The organism is Bradyrhizobium sp. AZCC 1610 (assembly GCF_036924515.1).
Taxonomy (GTDB): Bacteria; Pseudomonadota; Alphaproteobacteria; order Rhizobiales; family Xanthobacteraceae; genus Bradyrhizobium.
Genome location: NZ_JAZHRR010000001.1, coordinates 405,001 through 425,562, shown reverse-complemented (window position 1 = coordinate 425,562; position 20,562 = coordinate 405,001). Strand labels below are relative to the sequence as shown.

Here is a 20,562-nt window from a genome sequence, read left to right as displayed (position 1 = left end):
GGATGTCGCGGAGCCTGTCAACGGGGCGCGCATTCGCGCGACCCGTTGAATCATCCGGGCTACGGACTGACGTCGGAGTTCAGGCACGCTTTGGTTGATACAGACGATTTTAGCAATCGCGACGCCGATCCATTGACGAAGCATCGGTATCGGAACGGGGTGGAGTTTCCCCATGAACAGTTTCGATGCCGTCGTCTATCTCGGACTGATTATTGCCGTGGTCATCGGTTTCAATACAGGGCTATTGCGCAGCGCAATTGCGATTCTGGCCTATATCGCCGCGATGCCGATTGCGATGGGGCTGGTGCCACTGGTGTCGCCGCAGCTCGACGGCCAGCATGCCTTACCGTTTGCGCAGAATTCGCCGCTGTTCTTCGGAGCTTTTCTGGTCATCGGAATGGTGCTCGGAAAGCTGACCTGCTTGGCTCTCGACGACATCATTGGACCGCAATCCGGCATCGGAGACCGCCTTGGCGGCGCCGCCCTTGGCGCAGTGCGCGTCGGCCTGATCGCGATCACGGTTGTGCTGATTTTCGACCAGCTTGTGCCGACAAACCTGCAGCCGGCATTCATGACCGGTTCACGGTTGCGGCCTGTGCTATCGGCCGCCGGGCAATTGGGCGTCAAGTCCCTTCCGCCGGATCTCGTGGCTGCGATCGACCGCCTGAAGAAAGACCGGCATATATAATCGGCGTGTAATCGGCGTGGTCTCCCTGATATGCGTTTCGGCGGTAGCCGCTCTCTTATCAGGGCCGCTCGACTTGGCTAGAGTGGTCCCATCCGACTTTCAGAAAATCACCTGACACAACGGGAGAGAAACAGTGGATCTTGGGATCAAAGGCCGCCGCGCCATCGTCTGCGCATCGAGCAAGGGCCTGGGCCGCGCCTGCGCCATGGCGCTGGCCAATGAAGGCGTGCATGTCACGCTGACCGCACGCGGCGCCGAGGCGCTGAAAAAGACCGCCGATGAAATCCGCAAAGCCCATCCGGGCGTCACCGTCACGGAAGTCGCGGGCGACATCACCACGCCGGCCGGGCGCGATGCCGCACTGAAGGCATGCCCCGATCCGGATATCCTGATCAACAATGCCGGCGGCCCGCCGCCTGGCGATTTCCGCAACTGGACCCGCGACGACTGGATCAAGGCGATCGACGCCAACATGCTGACGCCGATCGAACTGATCAAGGCGACGGTGGACGGCATGATGGCGCGGAAATTCGGCCGCATCGTCAACATCACCTCGGCCGCGGTGAAGGCGCCAATCGATATCCTCGGCCTTTCCAACGGCGCGCGTGCCGGCCTCACCGGCTTCGTCGCCGGACTGTCGCGCAAGACCGTGATCAGCAACGTCACCATCAATGCGCTGCTGCCGGGACCGTTCGACACCGACCGCCTGCGCGGTGTTGGGAAAGCGGAAGCCGAGAAGCGCGGCATCACGCCGGACCAGGTGTTTGCCGAGCGCGCCAAGCAAAATCCGGCCGGACGGTTCGGCGAGCCCGATGAGTTCGGCTATGCCTGTGCGTTCCTGTGCGGTGCCAGGGCCGGCTACATCACCGGCCAGAACATCCTGCTCGACGGCGGCGCCTTCCCGGGCACGCTGTGAAAGCAATCTGGTACGAGCGAGCGGGCCCCGCGCCCGAGGTGCTGACCTATGGCGAGATGCCGACGCCGGTAGCCGGCCCGGGCGAAGTCCGGGTGCGGCTGGAAGCGTCCGGCATCAATCCCGCCGATGTCGGCCGCCGCGGCGGCGGCTACCGGCCGATGGAATATCCGCGCGTCATTCCGAATAGCGACGGTGCTGGCATCATCGACCAGGTCGGCGACGGCGTCACGCGGCTCAAGGCCGGCCAGCGCGTCTGGCTATTCAACGGCCAGCGTAACGGCCGCGCCTTCGGCACGGCGGCTGAATACATTGCGCTCGCCGAACATCTGGTGACGCCGCTGCCGGATAATCTGTCCTTTGCGGAAGGCGCCACCCTCGGCATCCCCGGCATGACGGCGTGGACCTGCCTTTTCTGCGATGGCCCGATAGTCGGCAAGACGGTACTGGTCACCGGCGGTGCAGGCGCCGTCGGACATTATGCCGTGCAGTTCGCCAAATGGGGCGGCGCGCAAGTCATCGCCACCGTCAGCTCGGCGGCGAAAGCCGAACAGGCGCGGCTTGCAGGCGCCGACCTCGTTATCAATTACAAGACGGAGGATGTTGTCGCCAAAGCGATGGCCTTCACCGGGCAGCGCGGCGTCGACCGCGTTATCGATGTCGATTTCGGCGGCAATATCGAGACCACGCTGAAACTGATGGGGATGAATTCGACCATTGCCGCCTACGCCAGCAACGGCAACCGCACGCCTGTCGTGCCGATGCGCGAGTTGATGGAAAAATGCATCGCGCTTCGCGCGCTGGTGCTGTTCGCGCTGCCGCAGCCGCTATTGGCGGCGGCGCAGGCGGACATTTCAAAGTGGCTGGCGGCGGGTCCGCGCATTCACAACGTCGCGGCGCAATTTGCGCTCTCGGACACCGCGCAGGCGCATCTTGCGGTGGAGAAGGGCGACAAGCTCGGCACCGTTATCGTGGATTGTGCTCGTCTTCTTCCCGCTGGCTGACACTGGAGGAATCCGCCGTCGCTCGCTCCGCATCCCAGGCCAGGCCGAACTCGTCGAGGCCTTGCGCCAGCAAATCGCCGAGCATCGGCTCGCCCAGAAGATAGCGCGCAGTGTGACGTTCGCGTTGGCCGGCGGCTTCCTTACGCAAATCCTCCCATTCATCAATGGAGGCGTCGCCACGGCCGAGCCGCATCAGGGCGACCAGATCGACCTTCTCCTCTTCGGAGAGCGCGTTGATGAAGCCAGTGATCTCGCGCATCACCGGATCATTCCCATTATCCTGCAGCACATCGATCATGTCGTCGTCGGCGGCGTTCGATCCGGAATCAGGATCGGACGTGGCCTCCTTCACGTCGAATTGCCGGGCCTTCTCAATCAAAAAGCCGACTTTTTCAGTCGAAATCCCGAGTTCCGGCATCGCGCGCTCCTGGTGTGATGCCGCGATAACGTTCCATCGCGCCATACGATCCATTGCACCTGCCTGCGGAAACCCGCATCTTCGCAGCCAACAACATCAAAAAGGAAGCGCCGGATGCACTGGACCGTGGGCAGGGTCAAAATCACAGAGATCATCGAAATGGAGACCGTCGGCAGCACCCGCTTCATCCTGCCGCTCGCGACCAATGAGGAAATCCAGAAGCTGCCCTGGCTGATCCCGCCCTTCGCGACCGAGGAAGGGCGCTTGAAAATGTCAATCCACTCGCTGCTGGTGGAAACACCGTCGCGCCGCATCATCGTCGATACGGGCTTAGGCAACGACAAGCAGGGCCGCAACGTGCCGACCTGGAACAACCGCCAGGACCCGTTCCTCGACAGGCTGACGGCGGCGGGCTTCCCGCCTGACAGCATCGATACCGTGCTGTGCACGCACCTGCATGTCGACCATGTCGGATGGAATACAAGGCTCGTCGATGACAAATGGGTGCCCACCTTTGCCAACGCGCGATACGTGTTCGGCAAGACCGAATACGAGCACTGGCGCGACCACAGCGATGAGCCGGACAAGCTGGCCGTGTTCGGCGATTCCGTGCAACCGATTGCGGAGGCCGGCAAGGCCGACCTTGTTGCCGGCGATGCCAGGCTGACGGACGAAATCACCCTGATCCCGACCCCCGGCCACAGCCCCGGTCATATGAGCGTCCACATCAAGTCGGACGGAGAGGAAGGCCTGCTGACGGGGGACGTTGCCCACCATCCCTGCCAGATGGCGCATCTCGACTGGTCGTCGACTGCGGATTCCGATCCCAAGCAGTCCGTGGTAACGCGGAGGGAGCTGTTCTCGCGCTTTGCCAACACGCCGACGCTGGTGATCGGCGGGCATTTCAGTGTCGGTCATATCAAGCGCGATGGCGACGCCTTCAAGTTTGTGGCGCTGGAGAATCTATAGGGTGGGCCAAGCCACCCGGTCGCGCGAATGCGCGCCCAGCGACGAGCGCAATTGCGCTCGCACAGTGATGACAGGCTCCGCGTGCCCGCCATTCAATGTTTCGTCTGGCGACAGAGTGGTGGGCGCGGCGCAAGGGCGCCTTTGCCCACCCTACCCTGCGCTTTCGGCAGTTGAATTTCCGCGCCCGCTGTTCCAAGAAGCGTCTGAAGGGCAGAAAATCCCGACAAATCCCAAAGAACCCCGCAGGGAGTGACAAAATGAAGCTTGTTCGTTACGGCGCCAAGGGTGCGGAAAAGCCCGGCTTGATCGATAAATCCGGCCAGTTGCGCGATCTTTCGGCGCAGGTGAAGGACCTCGACGGCGAGGCCTATTCGCCCACCTCGCTGGCCAAGCTCGCCGGCCTCGACACCTCCAAGCTTCCCGGCGTCGACGGCAAACAGCGCTTCGGCGCGCCGGTCACCGGCATCTCGAAATTCGTCGCGATCGGCCTGAACTATGTCGACCACGCCAAGGAGACCGGCTCCCCGATCCCGACCGAACCGATTTTCTTCCTGAAGGCCAACACCGCGCTCTCCGGCCCGAGCGATGCGATCGAAAAGCCGCGCGGCTCGACCAAGCTCGACTGGGAAGTCGAGATTGCCGCCATCATCGGCACCCGAGCCAAATATGTCAGCGAGGCCGACGCGCTCAATCATGTCGCCGGCTATTGCGTCTGTAACGACGTCTCCGAGCGCAATTTCCAGATCGAGCGGCTGGGTCAGTGGACCAAGGGCAAATCGCACGACACCTTCGGACCCGTGGGTCCGTGGCTGGTCACCAAGGATGAAATTCCCGACGTGCAGAAACTGTCGATGTGGCTCGACGTCAACGGCAAGCGCTGCCAGACCGGATCGACCTCGACCATGATCTTCTCGATGGCGAAGTGCATTTCCTACGTCTCGCAATTCATGACGCTGATGCCCGGCGACATCGTCACCACGGGAACCCCGCCCGGCGTCGGCACCGGCATGAAGCCGCCGCAGTACCTCAACGTCGGCGACGTCGTCACGCTCGGCATCGAAGGGCTCGGCGAGCAGCGCCAGGAGATCGTCGCGGCGTAGACGCCGTCGTACCCCGCGAAAGCGGGGTATCCAGTACGCCGCGGCTTTGGTGAGTAAACCGAACGGCCGCGGCGTACTGGATCATCCGCCCCAGTGCGCAATTGCGCACAAGGCGGATGATGACATTGAGTGGTCGTCATGACCGGGCAAAACAAAGAAGAAAACCTCCAAGGGAAACTCCCAGCATGAAACTCACCTTCTCCCCCGCCTCGCCGTTCGCCCGAAAAGTCCGCATCGCCGCGATCGAGACCGGCCTGATCGACAAGATCGAATTCGTCCCGGCCACGGTCGCGCCGGGTCAGGCTAACGCGGAGTATTCGAAGATCACCCCGCTGAAGAAGCTGCCGGTGCTGATCCTCGACAATGGCGACGTCATTCTCGATTCGTATGTGATCGTCGAATACCTCGACGAGCTCGCCGGCGGCGGCAAGCTGATTCCTGCCTCCGGCCCCGAGCGATGGAAAGTGAAGAGCGACCATTCTCTGCTGCAGGGCATGCTCGATGCCATGCTGCTGTGCCGCTACGAGGGCATGGTGCGGCCGGAGCCGCTGCGGTGGAAGGCATGGTCTGATGATCATTGGAACCGCGCGTGGATCGGCATGGCACGCTTCGAGAACAAGCCCGACGTGCTGTCGGGGCCGTTCAATATTGCGCAGATCGGCCTTACTTGCGTGCTTGGCTATGCCGATTTCCGCTTTGCCGATTGCGGCTGGCGCAAGGCCTTTCCGAAGCTCGACGCCTTCCATCAGCGTATGATGGAGCGGCCGTCGGTGAAAATCTCGGTACCGCCCCCGGCGTAACAAGAAAAGCGGAGATAGCGGCATGCGCGAGGGTGGCAGACGATTGCGGCGCCTCGGCTTCGCCGCCCTCTTCATGCTCGCGGCAACCGCTGCCGACGCGCAGATCCATCAATTTTCCACCGACCAGCGCAACCTCGCCTGCGGAAGTCCGACCTCCATCGGCGATGGCTGGCCCACCGCGACGCCGGAAAGCGTCGGCCTCGACGGTGCGCGCCTGTGCGGCATCGCCGCGCGGCTAACCGCCACCAACGCCAATGTTCATGCCGTCATCGTGGTCCGGCATGGCAAGCTGGTATTCGAGCAATATTTCGCGGGCTATGACGAGCCCTGGGGAATGGGCGGCGCGCGGCACGACTTTGATGCGACGACCAAGCACGACATGCGGTCGATCTCCAAGAGCGTGATCTCCTTGCTGGTGGGAATCGCGATCGATCGCGAGCTGATCAAGAATGCCGACGAGCCGGTCGTCAAATTCTTTCCGGATTATTCGGCGCTGAAAACGGCGGGTTGGGACAACATCACCCTTCGCCATCTGCTGACCATGTCGTCGGGCATTCAGTGGGACGAGAATCGCGCCTGGAAAGATCCTGAGAATGACGAACCGCATCTCGGCAGCGAGGCCGATCCGTTCCGCTATGTCCTGTCGAAGCCGATCGCGGCACCTCCGGACACCGTGTGGAATTATAATGGCGGCGGGACGGACCTGCTCGGCAACATCATTGAGCGCGTATCAGGTAAATCGCTGGACGCATTTGCGCGTGAGACCCTGTTCACGCCACTTGGCATCTCGGACTGGGAATGGATGAAGTGGCGGAATGAGCATATTGCCTCGGCGGCAGGCCTTCGCCTCCGCCCGCGCGATGCCGCAAAGATCGGCCAGCTCGTGCTCAACAAGGGCGCGTGGGGCGGCCGGCAGATCGTCTCGGCCAAATGGATCGAGCAGTCGATCACGCCGCGCTTTCAGGCTATCGGCTATTTCGGCGGGCTGTTCTACTACGGCCAGCAATGGTGGGTGGGCCGCACGCTGTCCGGCGACAAGGATGTGAAGTGGATTGCGGCCCAAGGCCTCGGCGGCCAACGCATCTTCATCGTCCCCGAACTCGACCTTGTGGTGATGACCACCTCAGGACTCTATGGCAGCGGCCGGCAAGGTCAGGCCGCGCTCGACATCCTGGCCAACTTCATCATCCCATATGTCCGGGACAACAATGCGCGATAATTCAGCGGGAAAATCATGAGCCTGAAATTCACCGTCGGCGATCTCACCATCCATCGCATCATCGAGCAGGAAACTACCTTCCTGCCGACGCTGGAAATGCTGCCGGGCCTGACGCCGGAGTTGCTGGCGGAGAACCGGGCGTGGATGCGGGATGCCGGTGCGCTCGACGACAAGGACGTGCTGATCCTGTGCTTCCAGTCCTATGTGGTGAAGACGCCGCACCACACCATCCTGATCGATAGCTGCATCGGCAACGACAAGCCGCGGCCGCAGCGGCCGAAATGGAACATGAAGACCGACGACACCTATATGCGCGGGTTGGCCGACGCCGGAATTTCCGTCGGTGACATCGATTACGTCATGTGCACGCATCTGCATGTCGACCATGTCGGCTGGAACACGCGGCTCGACAACGGCCGCTGGGTGCCCACCTTCCCCAAGGCGCGCTACGTGTTCGACAAGACCGAGTTCGACTACTGGACCGAGATGCACGCGAAAACGCCCGTGCCGCCGTTTGGCGACAGCGTGCTGCCGGTGGTCGAGGCGAAACAGGCCGAGATCGTCCGCAGCGACTTCGCGATCGGCGATCACACCCGCATCCTGCCGACGCCGGGCCACACGCCCGGCCATGTCGCCTTCACCTTCGGCCGCGGCAAGGACGACGCCGTGTTCTCGGGCGACCTGATGCATTCGCCGCTGCAAACGCGCTATCCGGAACTATCCGTGAAATTCGACGTCGATCAGGCGCAGGCGGCAACGACGCGACGAAATTTCATGGAGCGCTACTGCGACACCGATACGCTGTGCTGCACCGCGCATTTCCCCTCCCCGTCGGTCGGAAAGATCCGGCGCAAGGGCAACGGATTCTCCTGCGAGGCGATATGAGTTCGAACCCGCCCCCTTTTGAGACGCTTTTGGTTGAGCCGGTCGATGAGCATGTAGCGGTCATCCGGCTCAATCGGCCGGAAGCTTCCAACGCGCTCAACACCCAGATGGGTCGCGACCTAGTTCGCTATTTCGAGGACGCGGCGCTCGATCCGAAGAGCCTGCGCTGCATCGTCCTGACCGGTGCCGGCGACAAGGCGTTCTGCGCCGGCGGCGACTTGAAGGAGCGCCGCGGCATGACGGACGAAGCATGGACGCGCCAGCACGTCATCTTCGAACGCATGGTGCGGGCGCTGATCGACTGCCCCGTCCCGATCATCGGTGCGGTCAACGGCGCGGCCTATGGCGGCGGCTGCGAGATCGCAGGCTGCTGCGATTTTCTCTACGCCGCTGACAGCGCCCGCTTCGCGCTCACCGAAGTCACGCTCGGCATCATGCCAGGTGGTGGCGGCACGCAAACCCTGCCGCGGGCCGTCGGCGAGCGCCGCGCCAAGGAGCTGATCCTGACCGGCAAGCCGTTTACCGCGGCCGAAGCCCACGCCTGGGGGCTTGTGAATGAAGTATTTCCGCTATCCGAACTGCTGCCGGCGGCGCTGGCGACCGCCTCACGCATCGCCCGCAATGCCCCGATCTCTGTCCGCCAGGCAAAGCTGTCGATCGATCGTGGGCTGCAACTGTCGCTGCGGGACGGCCTCGCGCTCGAGATCGAGGCCTATAATCGCATGGTCCCGACCGAGGATCGCCGCGAGGGCGTGCTGGCCTTCAACGAGAAACGGCCGCCGAACTTCAAGGGGCGGTGAACCCATAGCGTTTTCGAGCGAAGTGGGTACCGGTTCGCGTGAAGAAAACGCGTCAAAACATAGAGCTTCGGTTCTGATTCAATCAGAACCGAAGCCGCTCAATCGAACAGGTTCGGCGTGTGGTTCACGGCCGCACCTTCAATCGCCAACATCTTCAGCTTCGTCACCACCCCGCCATTGGCGGAGAAGCCGCCGGGCTTGTTGCCGGCCGCCAGCACGCGGTGACACGGCACCACGATCGGACAGGGGTTGCGACCCAGCGCCTGGCCGACGTCGCGCGACAGCTCCACGCCACCGAGTTTTTTGGCTATATCGCCATAGGTCATGGTCTTGCCCGGCGGAATGGTGCGCGCGATGTCGTAGACGCCGCGGTTGAACTCGGGAACGCCGTCGAGATCGAGCACGACGCCGGTGAGGTCGTTCGGCTTGCCTTCGAGCAGCTCCTTGATCCCGTCGATCGCGGCCTGCACCTTCGTGGGCGGCTCCGCCTCGACAAGGTCGTCGTGGCGCTGCTGCAGGCGGGAGCGGGTCTTCTTCTCGTCGCCCATCGGCAATTGCACCGAGATGATGCCACGCTCGCCCCACACGATGCCGCAACGGCCGATCGCGGTGTCGAATATCGCAAAATGGTGCCCGGTCATGGCTGGCTCCATATTCTCCTGTTCAGTGCCACTCAGCTTGCTCTTGAGCCCAAATCTAGGCTTGGAGATTATTGCTATCCACCCGAAACCTGAGGGAACTTGACGGCATGAACAACTTCCGCTGATCTGGGGTTCTAGCCAGCGCCCTTCGATGGCCTTTGGCCCCATCCCACCCTCACGAGACCCCATGCAAACAATAAACGTCAACGGCTATGACATGGCCTATCTCGATATCGGCCAAAGCGCTAGTAATCGTCCGCCGCTGGTGTGCGTCCACGGCTCACTGTGCGATTTCCGGATATGGTCGTCCGTGCTGGGTCCCCTGACACGCCAGCACCGCGTGATCGCGCCGTCGTTGCGGCATTTCTTCCCCGACCACTGGGACGGCGTCGGCGAAACCTACTCCACCGCGCAACACGTCGACGACGTCATCGCCTTTATCGAGAAGCTGGATAGCAGACCGGTCGACCTGATGGGCCATTCCCGCGGCGGGAATATCTGTTTTCGCGTCGCTCAGCGGCGGCCTGATCTGTTGCGCAAGCTGATCCTGGCCGAGCCCGGGGGCGAGCTCGACGCCACGCTCGATCCTGCCTACAAGCCTGGCCCCTCGCCGCTGGCCGCTCAGATCGCGGCTTCCGCCGAGGCAATCGCCAAAGGCGACATCGACGGCGGCCTGCAGATCTTCCTGGATGCGCTGGAAGGGCCCGGCGCCTGGAGGCGGCTGCCGGCGACGCCGAAACAAATGCTGCGCGACAATGCCACGACGCTGATCGGCCAGATCCGCGACCAGCGTCCGCCGCTCTCCAGGGCGGATGCGGAAGCGATCAGGACACCGACGCTGTTCATCGGCGGCGCCAATACCAAGGGCACGTTCCCGCACGTGCTGCACGCACTGACGGCCAACGTGAAGGGTGCGCGCACCGCGACGATCCCCGGCACCACCCACCCGATGTTCGAGCAGGCACCGCAGAAATATTGCGAGATCGTATTGGCGTATCTCGCGGAATAAACGCACCGCGGCGTTACTTCTGATCCAGCCGCCACGCGCCATCCCAATCGGCGGCCGGCGGATTAGCCTGAAAGTTCTCGACACGTTGGGCCATCGTCCTGGACGGCCCGTCGCCGGGGACGGCCTCAAGCGCCGCCTGGAAAGCCCGGCGCGCATCATCCCAGCGGCGCGCACGATAGGCGGCGAGCCCTTCGGCGTACCGCGCCAGCAGTTCAAGTTGCTTCTCGGTCAGCTCGCCCGCGCGCCCGATGATCTCGAACACCGCCTCGGGACGGGTCTGGCCTGCGACCACCAGCCGGTCGATCTCGCGGGCTTCGACCGCATCGCCGGCCGCAGTGATCGCAGGCTCCGACGCCAGCGAGTGGCTGCCGTAGATCTTGTTGGCGTTCTCCAGGCGCGACGCCAGATTCACCGCATCGCCCATCACCGTGTAGCTCATCATGAATTCCGAACCGATGCTGCCGACCAGCACCTCGCCGGTGGCGATGCCGATGCGCACTTCGCAGTCGCTTGGCACGGTGCGCACGCCAAGCAGCTCAGGCAGTTCGGTCCGCAAAGCCGTGCCGCGATCGGCCATCTCGACGGCGGCAAGACAGGCCAGCCGCGCCTGTTCGCTATGCTCCGTGAACGGAGGCCCCCAATAGGCCATGATCGCATCGCCGATATATTTATCGATGATGCCGCGGTGGCTGCGGATCGGTCCCGACATCGTCGAGAGATAGTGGTTCATCACCTTGACGAGGCCCTGCGGCGTCGTGCCCTCGCTGAGGCTGGTAAAGCCCTTCATGTCGCAGAACAGCACCGTCATCACCCGCCGCTCACCGTCGCTCGCAGTGAGCGACTGCGAGGCGATCAAGCCTTCCACTACGCGCGGGTCGACATAGCGGCCGAACGTTTCGCGCAAGCGCTCCTTGTGACGCAACTGTTCGACCATGTTGTTGAAAGCGGCCGTGAGCTGGCCGATTTCGTCGCGCGTGGTGACGTCGATCGATCCGTCGAGCCGGCCGGCTTCGACCGCACGGGTGCCCTCCAGCAGCCGCCGGACCGGGCGGGTAATGCCGGTAGAGACGAAGAACGCGAACGTCAGTCCAAGGATGGCCGCAAGCGTCGTCACGATCGCGGATACGATAATCGCGCGCTGCTGATCCCGCATCGTCACGCTGGCATCGCTGCGGACCTGCCCCAGCATGTCGTGACGGATTTCCTCAATCTTCTGATTGAATTCGTCGCGTAGTGTGTCGGCCCGAACGAGGCTGGCCCGGACTTCCATCATGTTGCCGGCTTCGAGCAGCGGCCACATCCGTTTGTTCTCTTCGTCCAGATAACGGTGAAGATCGCTGGTTACGGTTTCGATCCGGTTTTCGATCCGCCCGAGCTTGGCGTCGTCGGAGACGGTGGTGGGATCATCAATGATGGCAATGATCAGGGCGCGTGCGGCTTGCGCCTCCTGGTCAATCTCCTTGCCTTTCGCCTCATAGACGGTTTGCTGATTTGCGAAGGCAGTCTCGTCCGGCGGCGTCTGTATCTTGGCAGCCACCATCCGGCGAACCACCACTGCCTGCTCCAGCGTGCGGACGTTCATCCGCGCCAGATGCCCATAAGCTTCGACGTATTTTGTCGTCAGCTCATCGAGCTGATGCGCAATTTTTTGCGTCATCACCGTCGACAGCGCCGAGGTGACCACCATCAGAAAGATCAGCCCCAGGGCGATGCCAAGGATTCGCTTGCGGATGCTCGGTCGCAGCATGGATGCATTTTCTAAAGTGACGGTCATGATCGGAAGCGGGATGAAGACAACAAAGCGAAAGCCCGGCCGCTCCGGCCGGGCTTGTTGTTTAGCGCGCGCCGGTGAATTAAGCACGATCCGGCGCGTTAAAATTGGCCATAGTTTTGGGAATACCCTCCCCGGCTACGGCTTCCAGACGCCTGCCGGCTGACGCACGGCGACGTTGAGCCTGTTCCAGACATTAATATTGGCAATCGCCAAAATCAGCGCCGCCAGCTCCTGTTCGTCGAAATGCTTGTCGGCCTCGCCCCAGACCTCATCCGGTACCGGATCGGCCCGATCGCTGAGCCGGGTCAGCGCTTCTGTGAGCGCCAACGCTGCGCGCTCGCCTTCCGTGAAGTAGGGCGTATCGCGCCAGGCGGCCACCGCAAACAGGCGCTCATCGGTCTCCCCGGCCCGCTTGGCGATCTTGGGGTGCATGTCGACACAGGTGCTGCAGCCGTTGATTTGGCTGGCGCGCAGATGCACCAGTTCGAGCAGTTTTTCCGGCAGGCTGTTCTTGGTCAATTCACCCAGCGCCTGCAGCGCCTTCATGGCATCGGGAACCACCATGACCGGGTGATTCATGCGTGCGTGCATCATTTTACTCTCCGTACGGTTTGTTCTGTTTTGACGTCGCTTGCGCCGATTTGCTGTCACATCGGCGCGGTTTCGTTCGTCATAGCCAAGACGGAACGCGATATGGGAATGTGACCGATGGACGAGAAAAAGTTTCTTGCCGAGCAATTCGAGGCCAATCGGGCCCGCCTGAGGGCGGTGGCCTACCGTATGCTGGGCTCGACCAGCGAGGTCGACGATGCCGTGCAGGAGACCTGGCTGCGGCTGAGCCGTTCCGATGCAAGTGCGGTCGAAAACCTCGGCGGCTGGCTGACCACGGTCGTCGCCCGCGTCTGCCTCGACATGCTGCGCTCGCGGAAATCGCGGCGCGAGGAGCCGATGGGCCCGCAAGTGCCGGAACCTGCCGCTGACGATGCGCATGGGCGCGATGCGGAGATGGCCGATTCCGTCGGCGCCGCGCTTCTGGTGGTGCTGGAAACCCTGGCGCCAGCCGAACGGCTGGCCTTCGTGCTGCACGACATGTTTGCCGTGCCGTTCGAGGAGATCGCGCCGATCGTCGGCCGCACGCCTTCTGCTGCGAGGCAATTGGCCAGCCGCGCCCGCCGGCGGGTGCAGGGCTCGCCGCCGCCGGACGCCGATTTCGGCCGGCAGAAAAAGATCGTCGACGCCTTCCTCAAGGCCTCGCGCGAAGGCGACTTCGAAGGGCTGCTCGCGGTGCTGGATCCCGACGTGGTGCTCCGCGCCGATACTGCCGCCCAGCGGCTCGGCTCGCTCGCCGAAATCCGCGGCGCCACGGCCGTGGCCGAAACCTTCAAGGGACGCGCGCAGGCTGCCAAACCGGCGCTGGTCGACGGTACGCTGGCGGTCGCCGTCATTGTCGGCGGGCAATTGCGTATCGTGCTGCACCTTACCCTGAGCGGGGAGCGGATATCGGCGGTCGAGGCGGTGGCGGACGCCGAACGGCTCGGTTCGTTCGACCTCACCGTGCTCGCGTGAGGAGGGTCATCTCTTCACTGCCGAGAACACGATGGCCTGCAGCGGCATTCGGCCGGGATCGTCGCCGAACTCCCGGCGAAATTCCTGTGCCAGCGCGTCAACGATGCGGTCCGGATCGACGCCACCGCGCTCCCGGACCTGGTCGATCAGCGGATTGCCGTAGACCGCCGCACGCGCGAAGTTCGCGATGTCAGGGAGCTCTCGCTCCTGCCTGATCACGGCAATGTCGATCCTGTCGAACCCTGCTGTGATCAGCAATTCCTTGATCGGATCGATCTGGTGGCAGGAGAACGGCACGTTGTAAAACTGCGGCGGATCGACCGGAAAAAGGCGGCCCGCCATCTCGTGCGCGATGCGGCCGAATGGATTGTGGCGGTGCGAATCCCAGACGCTGAGCACATAGCGTCCGCCTGGAGCGAGGGCACGGCGCGCTTCGGAAAAGGACGCCGCCTTGTCCGGAAAGAACATCAGGCCGAACTGACAGACGATGGCGTCGAAGCTTGCATCGGCAAAGGGAAGCGCTGTGGCGTCGGCGGGCTGGAAGCTGACCTGCTCGCCCGGCCGAAACTTGGCGCGCGCAAGATCGAGCATTGGCGGATTGAGATCGGTCGCCGTCAGCTTGGCATTCGGCGATAAGGCATCGCGCAGCTTACGCGTGACAATGCCGGTGCCCGCCGCCGTCTCCAGTACCCGGGCCGGCCGGCCGGCCGCGACGCGTTGCGCCATATCGGCGGCATAGCCGGCGAAGATCACCGGCCCCAGGCCCTGATCGTAGTACTGCGGGATGCTGCCGGTGAAACTTGCGGCGTCGTCAGCCATGAGCGCTCTCCGATCGGGCGTGCCCCATTGGAGTATAGCGTGGCGGCTCACGTACGGGAGCGCTGTAGGGGCTTTCCTCATCACGGCCCACTTGACGTGGTCACGGCGCGGCGCTATTTTTGAATTCGGAATTCCGTATTCCAAACTGGACAGCCGGCATGATCCCATTGGATCCGCTCCCCAACCTGATCGACCAGGTCTATGCCCGGATCCTCGAGGCGATCACCGACCGTTCGCTGCCGCCCGGGCATCGCATCCGGCAGAACGAGCTTGCGGAAAAGCTCGGCGTCTCGCGCCAGCCGGTCTCCCACGCGCTGCACTTGCTGCACCGACAGGGGCTCGTCGCCGAAAGCGGCCGCCGCGGCTTTGAAGTCACCCGGCTCGACCCGGAGCGCATCCGCCAGCTCTACGAGGTGCGCGGCGCCATCGACGCGCTGGCCGCACGGCTCGCCGCCGGAAGGGCCAGATCCGATGTATCGGGACGCGCGCAACTTGAGGCAGCGCTGCAGGCCGGACGGACCATCGGCAAGGACACGCCGCTTTCGCGGCTGATCGCGCTCGACGTCGATTTTCACAGCGCGATCTATCGCCTCGCGGGCAATCCCGCGATCGAGGAAATGATCGCGCCGCAATGGCCGCACATGCGCCGCTCGATGGCGACCGTGCTGGCCGAGCTCGATTACCGCGAGAGTGCCTGGACCGAACACGAGACGATCGCCGCGCAGATCCTCGCCGGCAACGCCAAGGCAGCGGAAACCGCGGCGCTGGCGCATGCGTTGACGGCCGGACGAATGACGGAGGAGAGACTGAGGGCGACTGACGAGGCGGCGTAATGGAAACGCCGTCGTTCCGGGGCTCCGGGTTCGGTGCTTTGCACCGTCCCGGAATGACAAAACAAAAAACCAAAGGAGGAAACACCATGAAACTGACGCCACAGCAGATCGAATTCTTCAACCGCGAAGGCTGGCTGTTTCTGCCCGAGCTGTTCAGCCCCGAGGAAGTGGCCTATCTCGCGCGCGAAGCCGAAGGCATCTACGACGCCAACCGGCCCGAGGTGTGGCGCGAGAAAAGCGGCGCGCCGCGCACCGCTTTTGCCGCGCATCTCTATAACGAAGCGTTCGGCGTTCTCGGCGCCCATCCCCGCATGATCGAGCCGGTCGAGCAGATTTTCGGCGAGAAGGTCTACATGCACCAATACAAGATCAACGCCAAATCCGCCTTCACCGGCGATGTCTGGCAATGGCACCAGGATTACGGCACCTGGAAGCGCGACGACGGCATGTCCGAGCCGCGCGCGATGAACATCGCGATCTTCCTCGACGAGGTGATGCCGATCAACGGTCCCTTGATGCTGGTGCCGAAGAGCCAGCACGCCGGCGACCTCAAGGCCTCGCATGACCTGGAGACCACCTCCTATCCGCTGTGGACGCTGGACGAGGCGACCGTCACCCGGCTGGTGAAGGAAGGCGGCATCGTCGCACCCACCGGCAAGGCCGGCGGCATGCTGATGTTCCACGGCAATCTGGTGCACGGATCGAGCGGCAACATCACGCCCTATCCGCGCAAGATCGTTTACCTGACACTGAATGCGGTTTCGAACTACATCCGCACCCCGACGCGGCCGGAATATATCGCCCATCGCGACTTCACGCCGATCCAGACGGTGGAGGACGATGCGTTGCTACGGCTTGCGCGTGCGCATCGCCAGGCGGCGGAGTAGGATTGCTCGATCGTGCCCCGGACGCAGTGCATCCTGAAATGATGCGCTGCCGAGCCGGGGCCCACATTCGTTTATAGCTGCGCATGGTCCCGGCTCTGCGGAGCAGCGTGAAGAACGCTGCACCGCGTCCGGGACACGCCTCAATCCGATCGGATTCCCCCATGAACCTTCATCGCCTCCTCAACGCCCGCCTTGCGGCCGGCAAGCCGGTTCGCGTCGCGCTGATCGGCGCCGGAAAATTCGGCTCGATGTTTTTGTCGCAGGTACCGCACACGCCGGGACTTGAAGTGTCCGTCATCATCGATCTCGACCGCGACCGCGCCCGCGAGGCGTGCCGCACCGTCGGCTGGGACCAGGCGCTGATCGCGCGAACGGCCTTCACCGATGACGGCATCCGCGCGATTGCTGGCGGCGCAATGGACGTCGTGGTGGAGGCGACCGGCAATCCCGCGGTCGGCATCAGGCATGCCCGCGCGGCGATTGCTGCCGGCAAGCATGTCGTCATGGTCAATGTCGAGGCCGATGTGCTGGCGGGTCCGCTGTTGGCCGAGGAAGCACGCAAGGCAGGCGTGGTCTATTCGCTTGCCTATGGCGACCAGCCGGCGTTGACCGCCGAGATGGTTGACTGGGCGCGTGCGACGGGCTTTCGCGTCGTCGCCGCCGGCAAGGGCACCAAGTATCTGCCGGCCTATCACGACGTGACGCCGGACGGCGTCTGGAGCCATTACGGGCTGACGGCCGGCGAAGCGCAATCGGCCGGCATGAACCCGCAGATGTTCAACTCGTTTCTGGACGGCACCAAATCCGCGATCGAAATGGCGGCGATTGCGAATGCTTGCGGGCTCGACGTGCCATCGGACGGCTTGCTGTTTCCGCCTTGCGGCGTCGACGATTTGCCGCATGTGATGCGGCCACGCGACAAGGGCGGCGTGCTGGAGAAGGCCGGCCTCGCGGAAGTCGTGTCGTCGCTCGAGCGCGACGGCCGACCTGTGTTCAGGGATCTGCGCTGGGGCGTCTATGTCGTGCTGGAAGCGCCGAACGATTACGCCGCCGATTGCTTCAAGCAGTATGGGCTGAAGACGGACGCCTCAGGCCGGTATGCGGCGATGTACAAGCCGTATCATCTGATCGGCCTCGAGCTCAACATTTCCATCCTGTCGGCTGCGCTACGCAACGAGCCGACCGGGCAGCCGCATGATTTTCGCGGCGACGTCGCAGCGGTCGCCAAGCGCGATCTGCGCGCCGGCGAAATGCTCGATGGCGAAGGCGGCTACACGGTGTGGGGCAAGTTGATGCCTGCGTCCAAAAGCCTCGCCGCCGGCGCGCTGCCGATCGGCCTTGCCCATCGCGTCAAGTTGAAGAACGACGTTGCCCATGGCGCGGTGGTGCGCTGGAGCGATGTCGAGGTCGACGAAAACAACGACACCATCAAGACGCGCAGGGCGATGGAAGCGGCATTCTCCGCGCGACGATAATCGCGCGGCGCGTATCGACGCCAGACTGCAGCCGGAAATTCATTGCCCCTGCATGTTCAGGTCTGCGGGCGCCGTCGCGAGCGCTCGCCCGGCGGAATTGCCGCAATGCGGCATTTCCGATTGCCTAGTCGCGCATCCACCTTTCGCTCGCGGTCCTAGCCTTTCGTCGGTGAAGCACTCAGTCGCTCGATATTCAGGCAGCTCTTCGCAACTGCGGCCAAACCAGAACCCTTGATTATCAATCACCAATTCGTCATCCTGCCCGCAGGTCCATAAAGCCGGGAAATTGATTGCATTCGAAAAACCAAGAGCCTTGGTTTCAGGGCCCACATTCCTGAACAACAGTCCAGCACCGGCCATCGGCACACCAGAGAAGACGACACCAGATCGTTGTCCCTTGGTCGGTATCGGCAAAAACATAGAGGGAGAGCAAATGAAGCGTCGTGATTTCTTGAAGGTGGGCGGCGTTGGTCTCGCCGCAAGTGCGGTTGCAGCACCAGCGATTGCGCAATCGAACCCGGAGATAAAGTGGCGGCTTGCGGCAAGCTGGCCGAAGTCCCTCGACACGCTCTACGGCGGTTGCGAATACTTCACCAAGCGCGTCGCCGAAATTACTGATAACAAATTCCAGATTCAGCCGTTCGCCGCAGGCGAAATCGTGCCAGCCTTGCAGGTGCTCGACGCCGTCTCGAACGGCACCGTGGAGATGGGCAATACGGCGCTCTATTACTACTGGGGCAAGAACGCGGCCTTCACCTTCGGCACCTCGTTGCCATTCGGCCTCAACACGCGGGCGCATATCTCCTGGCTGCGGTTCGGCGGCGGCATGGATATGCTCAACGACCTCCTGAAAGAGTATAAGTGCGTGGGCGTTCCGACTGGAAGCACAGGCGCCCAAATGGGCGGCTGGTTCCGGAAGGAAATCAAGTCCGTTGAGGATTTCAAGGGCCTGAAATTCCGCGTCGGCGGCTTTGCCGGCACCATCATCGCCAAGGTCGGCGGCGTGCCGCAGCAGATCGCGGCCGGCGACATCTATCCGGCGCTCGAAAAGGGCACCATCGATGCAGCCGAGTGGGTCGGACCCTACGACGACGAGAAGCTCGGCTTCGTGAAGGTCGCGAAGTTTTACTACTATCCGGGCTGGTGGGAAGGCACCGGCCAGGGTCACAACATCATGAACCTCGACAAATTCAACGCCCTGCCGAAGCAATATCAAGCTGCGATCGAGACCGCTTCCTACGATACGTTCAGCTGGGTTACCGGCAAATACGACTACGTCAATGCAGCAGCGTTGAAGCGGCTGATCGCAGCGGGTGCGATCCTGAAGCCGTTTCCGCAGGAAGTGCTGGAGGCCTGTTACAATGCCGCCACCGAAATCTACAACGATCTGTCCAAGAGCAATCCGCACTTCAGCAAGATGTACACGAGTCTCACTGCGTTCCGCGCCGAGTCGGTGGCGTGGATGCAGGTCGCTGAATTGAGCTTCGACAGCTTCATGATGCGGATGCGCACCCGCACCTGAGGTGCACGATCGCAGACAAAAAAGAAGCCCCGGAGATTTCTCCGGGGCTTCCTCGTTGAGGGGTAGTACTCTATTTTTGACGCGTTTTCTTCACGCGAACCGGTGTCCACTTCGCTTGAAAACGCTTCGGGCTATTCCTCGCCCTCGCCGAGCGCCTCGGCGAGCTTGTCGTAATATTTCCTCGTTGAGGGGTAGTACTCTATTTTTGACGCGTTTTCTTCACGCGAACCGGTGTCCACTTCGCTTGAAAACGCTTCGGGCTATTCCTCGCCCTCGCCGAGCGCCTCGGCGAGCTTGTCGTAATATTTCGCGACGATGTCGATGTTGCCCTTGTTCTCGATCGCCGGCGGCGGCGATTTCAGCGCCTCGTTGAGATCGGCGAGCGCTTCCTTCTTGTCTTTGGCCGAAATCTTCTTGTCGGCCTTGAGCTGCGCGATCTGCGCCTTGAGGACGGCCTCGGCACCGACAAACTTCTTCGTCGCGGGATCGAAGCCGCCGAGCACCAGGCTGACGTTATCGACCACGGTGTTGTATTCGTCGTAGCTGGCAAAGCCGTGCTTCTTGGCGACGGCGTCGAGCTGCGCGTCGATCTTCGGATCCGGCTTGGCGTTATCGGGGATCTTGTCGGTGATCGTGTCGACATCCTTTTGCGCCGCGAGCACACCCTCGATCTGCTTCTCGGTCAGCGCGATCTGCTTGATTTGGGGGACTTCGGCAGCCGGCGGCGGAGCGGCCTGGGCCGGCGCGGACTGCTTCGGCGGCGCCTGCTTGGCCTGCGCCAGCACCTCGCCGCTGGAAATGGCCGACAACGCGAACGCGAGACAGGCAGCGCTCAGGGCGCAGGCGGCGGGGCGAAAGATCTCACGCATGGGAAGGCTCCTTGAGGTAAGGCGGTGTTCGGACTTCGTGGGCAAACGAGGTACGGGAACCCGAATGAATGGCCCGTGAACTTTGCCGAAAGCTGATGCCGAATCGTGGCCGAATGATCACGACCCGTTCAGAGTTTGGTGATCGGCCATCGCGCCTGTCCTTCGGACTGCTCCGAGGTCGAAGTTGGCGGATCTCGCGGCTCACCGACTGGCGTCAAAACGCGAAGTCTGTGAGGATTGCGCGTCGCCACCGTGAATTGATCGGCCCGGAACAATGTTTCGTTTCAAGTGCGCGTCCTGCAATGAGTGGCACGAGGGGATGCCGACCTTCGCCGCCGATGCCCCATTGCATCTCTACGCGATCCCCGAGG

General features: G+C 62.8%; 23 protein-coding genes (1 of these 23 only partly in view). 16 read left to right on the top strand and 7 right to left on the bottom strand.

Annotation, left to right across the window (positions count from 1 at the left end):
• Positions 1 to 172 precede the first annotated feature (172 nt).
• From V1279_RS02100 to V1279_RS02090, 3 genes are all read left to right on the top strand, one after another.
• Positions 173 to 688 carry a CvpA family protein gene (locus V1279_RS02100; RefSeq protein ID WP_334431975.1) on the top strand — a complete coding sequence of 172 codons (516 nt, stop codon included), beginning with the start codon at positions 173 to 175 and terminating at the stop codon, positions 686 to 688.
• A 133-nt stretch (positions 689 to 821) separates the two neighbouring features.
• Positions 822 to 1,604 (top strand): SDR family oxidoreductase, encoded by a 783-nt coding sequence (locus tag V1279_RS02095; RefSeq protein ID WP_334431973.1) that lies wholly within the window; start codon positions 822 to 824, stop codon positions 1,602 to 1,604.
• Complete coding sequence (locus tag V1279_RS02090) at positions 1,601 to 2,605, top strand: NADPH:quinone reductase (RefSeq protein ID WP_334431971.1); 1,005 nt, start codon at positions 1,601 to 1,603, stop codon at positions 2,603 to 2,605. Before V1279_RS02095 ends, V1279_RS02090 begins: the two co-directional genes overlap by 4 nt.
• On the opposite strand, the gene V1279_RS02085 is transcribed toward V1279_RS02090, so the two are convergent.
• Positions 2,568 to 3,023: a DUF3775 domain-containing protein gene (locus tag V1279_RS02085; RefSeq protein ID WP_334431968.1), complete on the bottom strand. Its 456-nt coding sequence runs from the start codon at positions 3,021 to 3,023 to the stop codon at positions 2,568 to 2,570. The two genes, V1279_RS02090 and V1279_RS02085, sit on opposite strands and share 38 nt — an antisense overlap.
• A 114-nt stretch (positions 3,024 to 3,137) precedes the next feature.
• Between V1279_RS02085 and V1279_RS02080 the strand changes: the two genes are divergently transcribed.
• From V1279_RS02080 to V1279_RS02055, 6 genes are all read left to right on the top strand, one after another.
• A complete protein-coding gene (locus tag V1279_RS02080; protein ID WP_334431966.1) occupies positions 3,138 to 3,992 on the top strand; it encodes an MBL fold metallo-hydrolase in 855 nt (284 codons plus the stop codon).
• Positions 3,993 to 4,249: 257 nt separating this feature from the next.
• Entirely contained in the window at positions 4,250 to 5,092 is an 843-nt protein-coding gene (locus V1279_RS02075) for a fumarylacetoacetate hydrolase family protein (RefSeq protein ID WP_334431964.1), read from the top strand.
• Between the two features lie 185 nt (positions 5,093 to 5,277).
• Positions 5,278 to 5,892: a glutathione S-transferase family protein gene (locus V1279_RS02070; RefSeq protein ID WP_334431962.1), complete on the top strand. Its 615-nt coding sequence runs from the start codon at positions 5,278 to 5,280 to the stop codon at positions 5,890 to 5,892.
• Positions 5,893 to 5,914: 22 nt separating this feature from the next.
• Positions 5,915 to 7,111 (top strand): serine hydrolase domain-containing protein, encoded by a 1,197-nt coding sequence (locus V1279_RS02065; RefSeq protein ID WP_334431959.1) that lies wholly within the window; start codon positions 5,915 to 5,917, stop codon positions 7,109 to 7,111.
• A gap of 15 nt (positions 7,112 to 7,126) precedes the next feature.
• Entirely contained in the window at positions 7,127 to 7,996 is an 870-nt protein-coding gene (locus tag V1279_RS02060) for an MBL fold metallo-hydrolase (protein ID WP_334431957.1), read from the top strand.
• Positions 7,993 to 8,796, top strand: coding sequence for an enoyl-CoA hydratase/isomerase family protein (locus tag V1279_RS02055; protein WP_334431955.1), 804 nt, complete (start codon positions 7,993 to 7,995; stop codon positions 8,794 to 8,796). The genes V1279_RS02060 and V1279_RS02055 overlap by 4 nt, the downstream gene beginning before the upstream one ends.
• 98 nt (positions 8,797 to 8,894) lie before the next feature.
• Here V1279_RS02055 and V1279_RS02050 read toward each other — a convergent pair whose 3' ends face one another.
• Positions 8,895 to 9,437 carry a methylated-DNA--[protein]-cysteine S-methyltransferase gene (locus V1279_RS02050; protein ID WP_334431953.1) on the bottom strand — a complete coding sequence of 181 codons (543 nt, stop codon included), beginning with the start codon at positions 9,435 to 9,437 and terminating at the stop codon, positions 8,895 to 8,897.
• Between the two features lie 187 nt (positions 9,438 to 9,624).
• Between V1279_RS02050 and V1279_RS02045 the strand changes: the two genes are divergently transcribed.
• The gene (locus tag V1279_RS02045) at positions 9,625 to 10,446 is read left to right on the top strand and encodes an alpha/beta fold hydrolase (protein ID WP_334431951.1); all 822 of its coding nucleotides are present in this window, start codon (positions 9,625 to 9,627) and stop codon (positions 10,444 to 10,446) included.
• A 13-nt stretch (positions 10,447 to 10,459) separates the two neighbouring features.
• Here V1279_RS02045 and V1279_RS02040 read toward each other — a convergent pair whose 3' ends face one another.
• Together V1279_RS02040 and V1279_RS02035 are read right to left on the bottom strand one after the other, a co-directional pair.
• Positions 10,460 to 12,193, bottom strand: coding sequence for an adenylate/guanylate cyclase domain-containing protein (locus V1279_RS02040; protein ID WP_334431948.1), 1,734 nt, complete (start codon positions 12,191 to 12,193; stop codon positions 10,460 to 10,462).
• Positions 12,194 to 12,355: 162 nt separating this feature from the next.
• Complete coding sequence (locus V1279_RS02035; protein ID WP_334446158.1) at positions 12,356 to 12,811, bottom strand: carboxymuconolactone decarboxylase family protein; 456 nt, start codon at positions 12,809 to 12,811, stop codon at positions 12,356 to 12,358.
• Positions 12,812 to 12,928: 117 nt separating this feature from the next.
• On the opposite strand from V1279_RS02035, the gene V1279_RS02030 reads away from it, so the two are divergent.
• The gene (locus tag V1279_RS02030; RefSeq protein WP_334431946.1) at positions 12,929 to 13,786 is read left to right on the top strand and encodes a sigma-70 family RNA polymerase sigma factor; all 858 of its coding nucleotides are present in this window, start codon (positions 12,929 to 12,931) and stop codon (positions 13,784 to 13,786) included.
• Between the two features lie 6 nt (positions 13,787 to 13,792).
• On the opposite strand, the gene V1279_RS02025 is transcribed toward V1279_RS02030, so the two are convergent.
• The gene (locus tag V1279_RS02025) at positions 13,793 to 14,605 is read right to left on the bottom strand and encodes a class I SAM-dependent methyltransferase (RefSeq protein WP_334431943.1); all 813 of its coding nucleotides are present in this window, start codon (positions 14,603 to 14,605) and stop codon (positions 13,793 to 13,795) included.
• Positions 14,606 to 14,763: 158 nt separating this feature from the next.
• Here V1279_RS02025 and V1279_RS02020 point away from each other — a divergent pair, with 158 nt between their 5' ends.
• The 3 genes from V1279_RS02020 to V1279_RS02010 all read left to right on the top strand — a co-directional run bounded on the left by V1279_RS02020 (position 14,764) and on the right by V1279_RS02010 (position 17,800).
• Entirely contained in the window at positions 14,764 to 15,438 is a 675-nt protein-coding gene (locus V1279_RS02020; RefSeq protein ID WP_334431941.1) for a GntR family transcriptional regulator, read from the top strand.
• A gap of 86 nt (positions 15,439 to 15,524) precedes the next feature.
• Positions 15,525 to 16,325 (top strand): phytanoyl-CoA dioxygenase family protein, encoded by an 801-nt coding sequence (locus tag V1279_RS02015; protein ID WP_334431939.1) that lies wholly within the window; start codon positions 15,525 to 15,527, stop codon positions 16,323 to 16,325.
• A gap of 161 nt (positions 16,326 to 16,486) precedes the next feature.
• Positions 16,487 to 17,800 carry an NAD(P)H-dependent oxidoreductase gene (locus V1279_RS02010; RefSeq protein WP_334431937.1) on the top strand — a complete coding sequence of 438 codons (1,314 nt, stop codon included), beginning with the start codon at positions 16,487 to 16,489 and terminating at the stop codon, positions 17,798 to 17,800.
• 39 nt (positions 17,801 to 17,839) lie between these two features.
• On the opposite strand, the gene V1279_RS02005 is transcribed toward V1279_RS02010, so the two are convergent.
• Entirely contained in the window at positions 17,840 to 18,220 is a 381-nt protein-coding gene (locus tag V1279_RS02005; protein WP_334431935.1) for a hypothetical protein, read from the bottom strand.
• A gap of 13 nt (positions 18,221 to 18,233) precedes the next feature.
• On the opposite strand from V1279_RS02005, the gene V1279_RS02000 reads away from it, so the two are divergent.
• Complete coding sequence (locus V1279_RS02000; RefSeq protein ID WP_334431933.1) at positions 18,234 to 19,322, top strand: TRAP transporter substrate-binding protein; 1,089 nt, start codon at positions 18,234 to 18,236, stop codon at positions 19,320 to 19,322.
• A gap of 260 nt (positions 19,323 to 19,582) precedes the next feature.
• Here V1279_RS02000 and V1279_RS01995 read toward each other — a convergent pair whose 3' ends face one another.
• The gene (locus V1279_RS01995; protein ID WP_334431931.1) at positions 19,583 to 20,191 is read right to left on the bottom strand and encodes a hypothetical protein; all 609 of its coding nucleotides are present in this window, start codon (positions 20,189 to 20,191) and stop codon (positions 19,583 to 19,585) included.
• A 274-nt stretch (positions 20,192 to 20,465) separates the two neighbouring features.
• On the opposite strand from V1279_RS01995, the gene V1279_RS01990 reads away from it, so the two are divergent.
• Positions 20,466 to 20,562 carry the beginning of a DUF2199 domain-containing protein gene (locus tag V1279_RS01990; RefSeq protein ID WP_334431929.1) on the top strand. Its footprint extends 407 nt past the window's final position, so only the first 97 of its 504 coding nucleotides appear in the window; its start codon is at positions 20,466 to 20,468; the stop codon falls past the right edge of the window.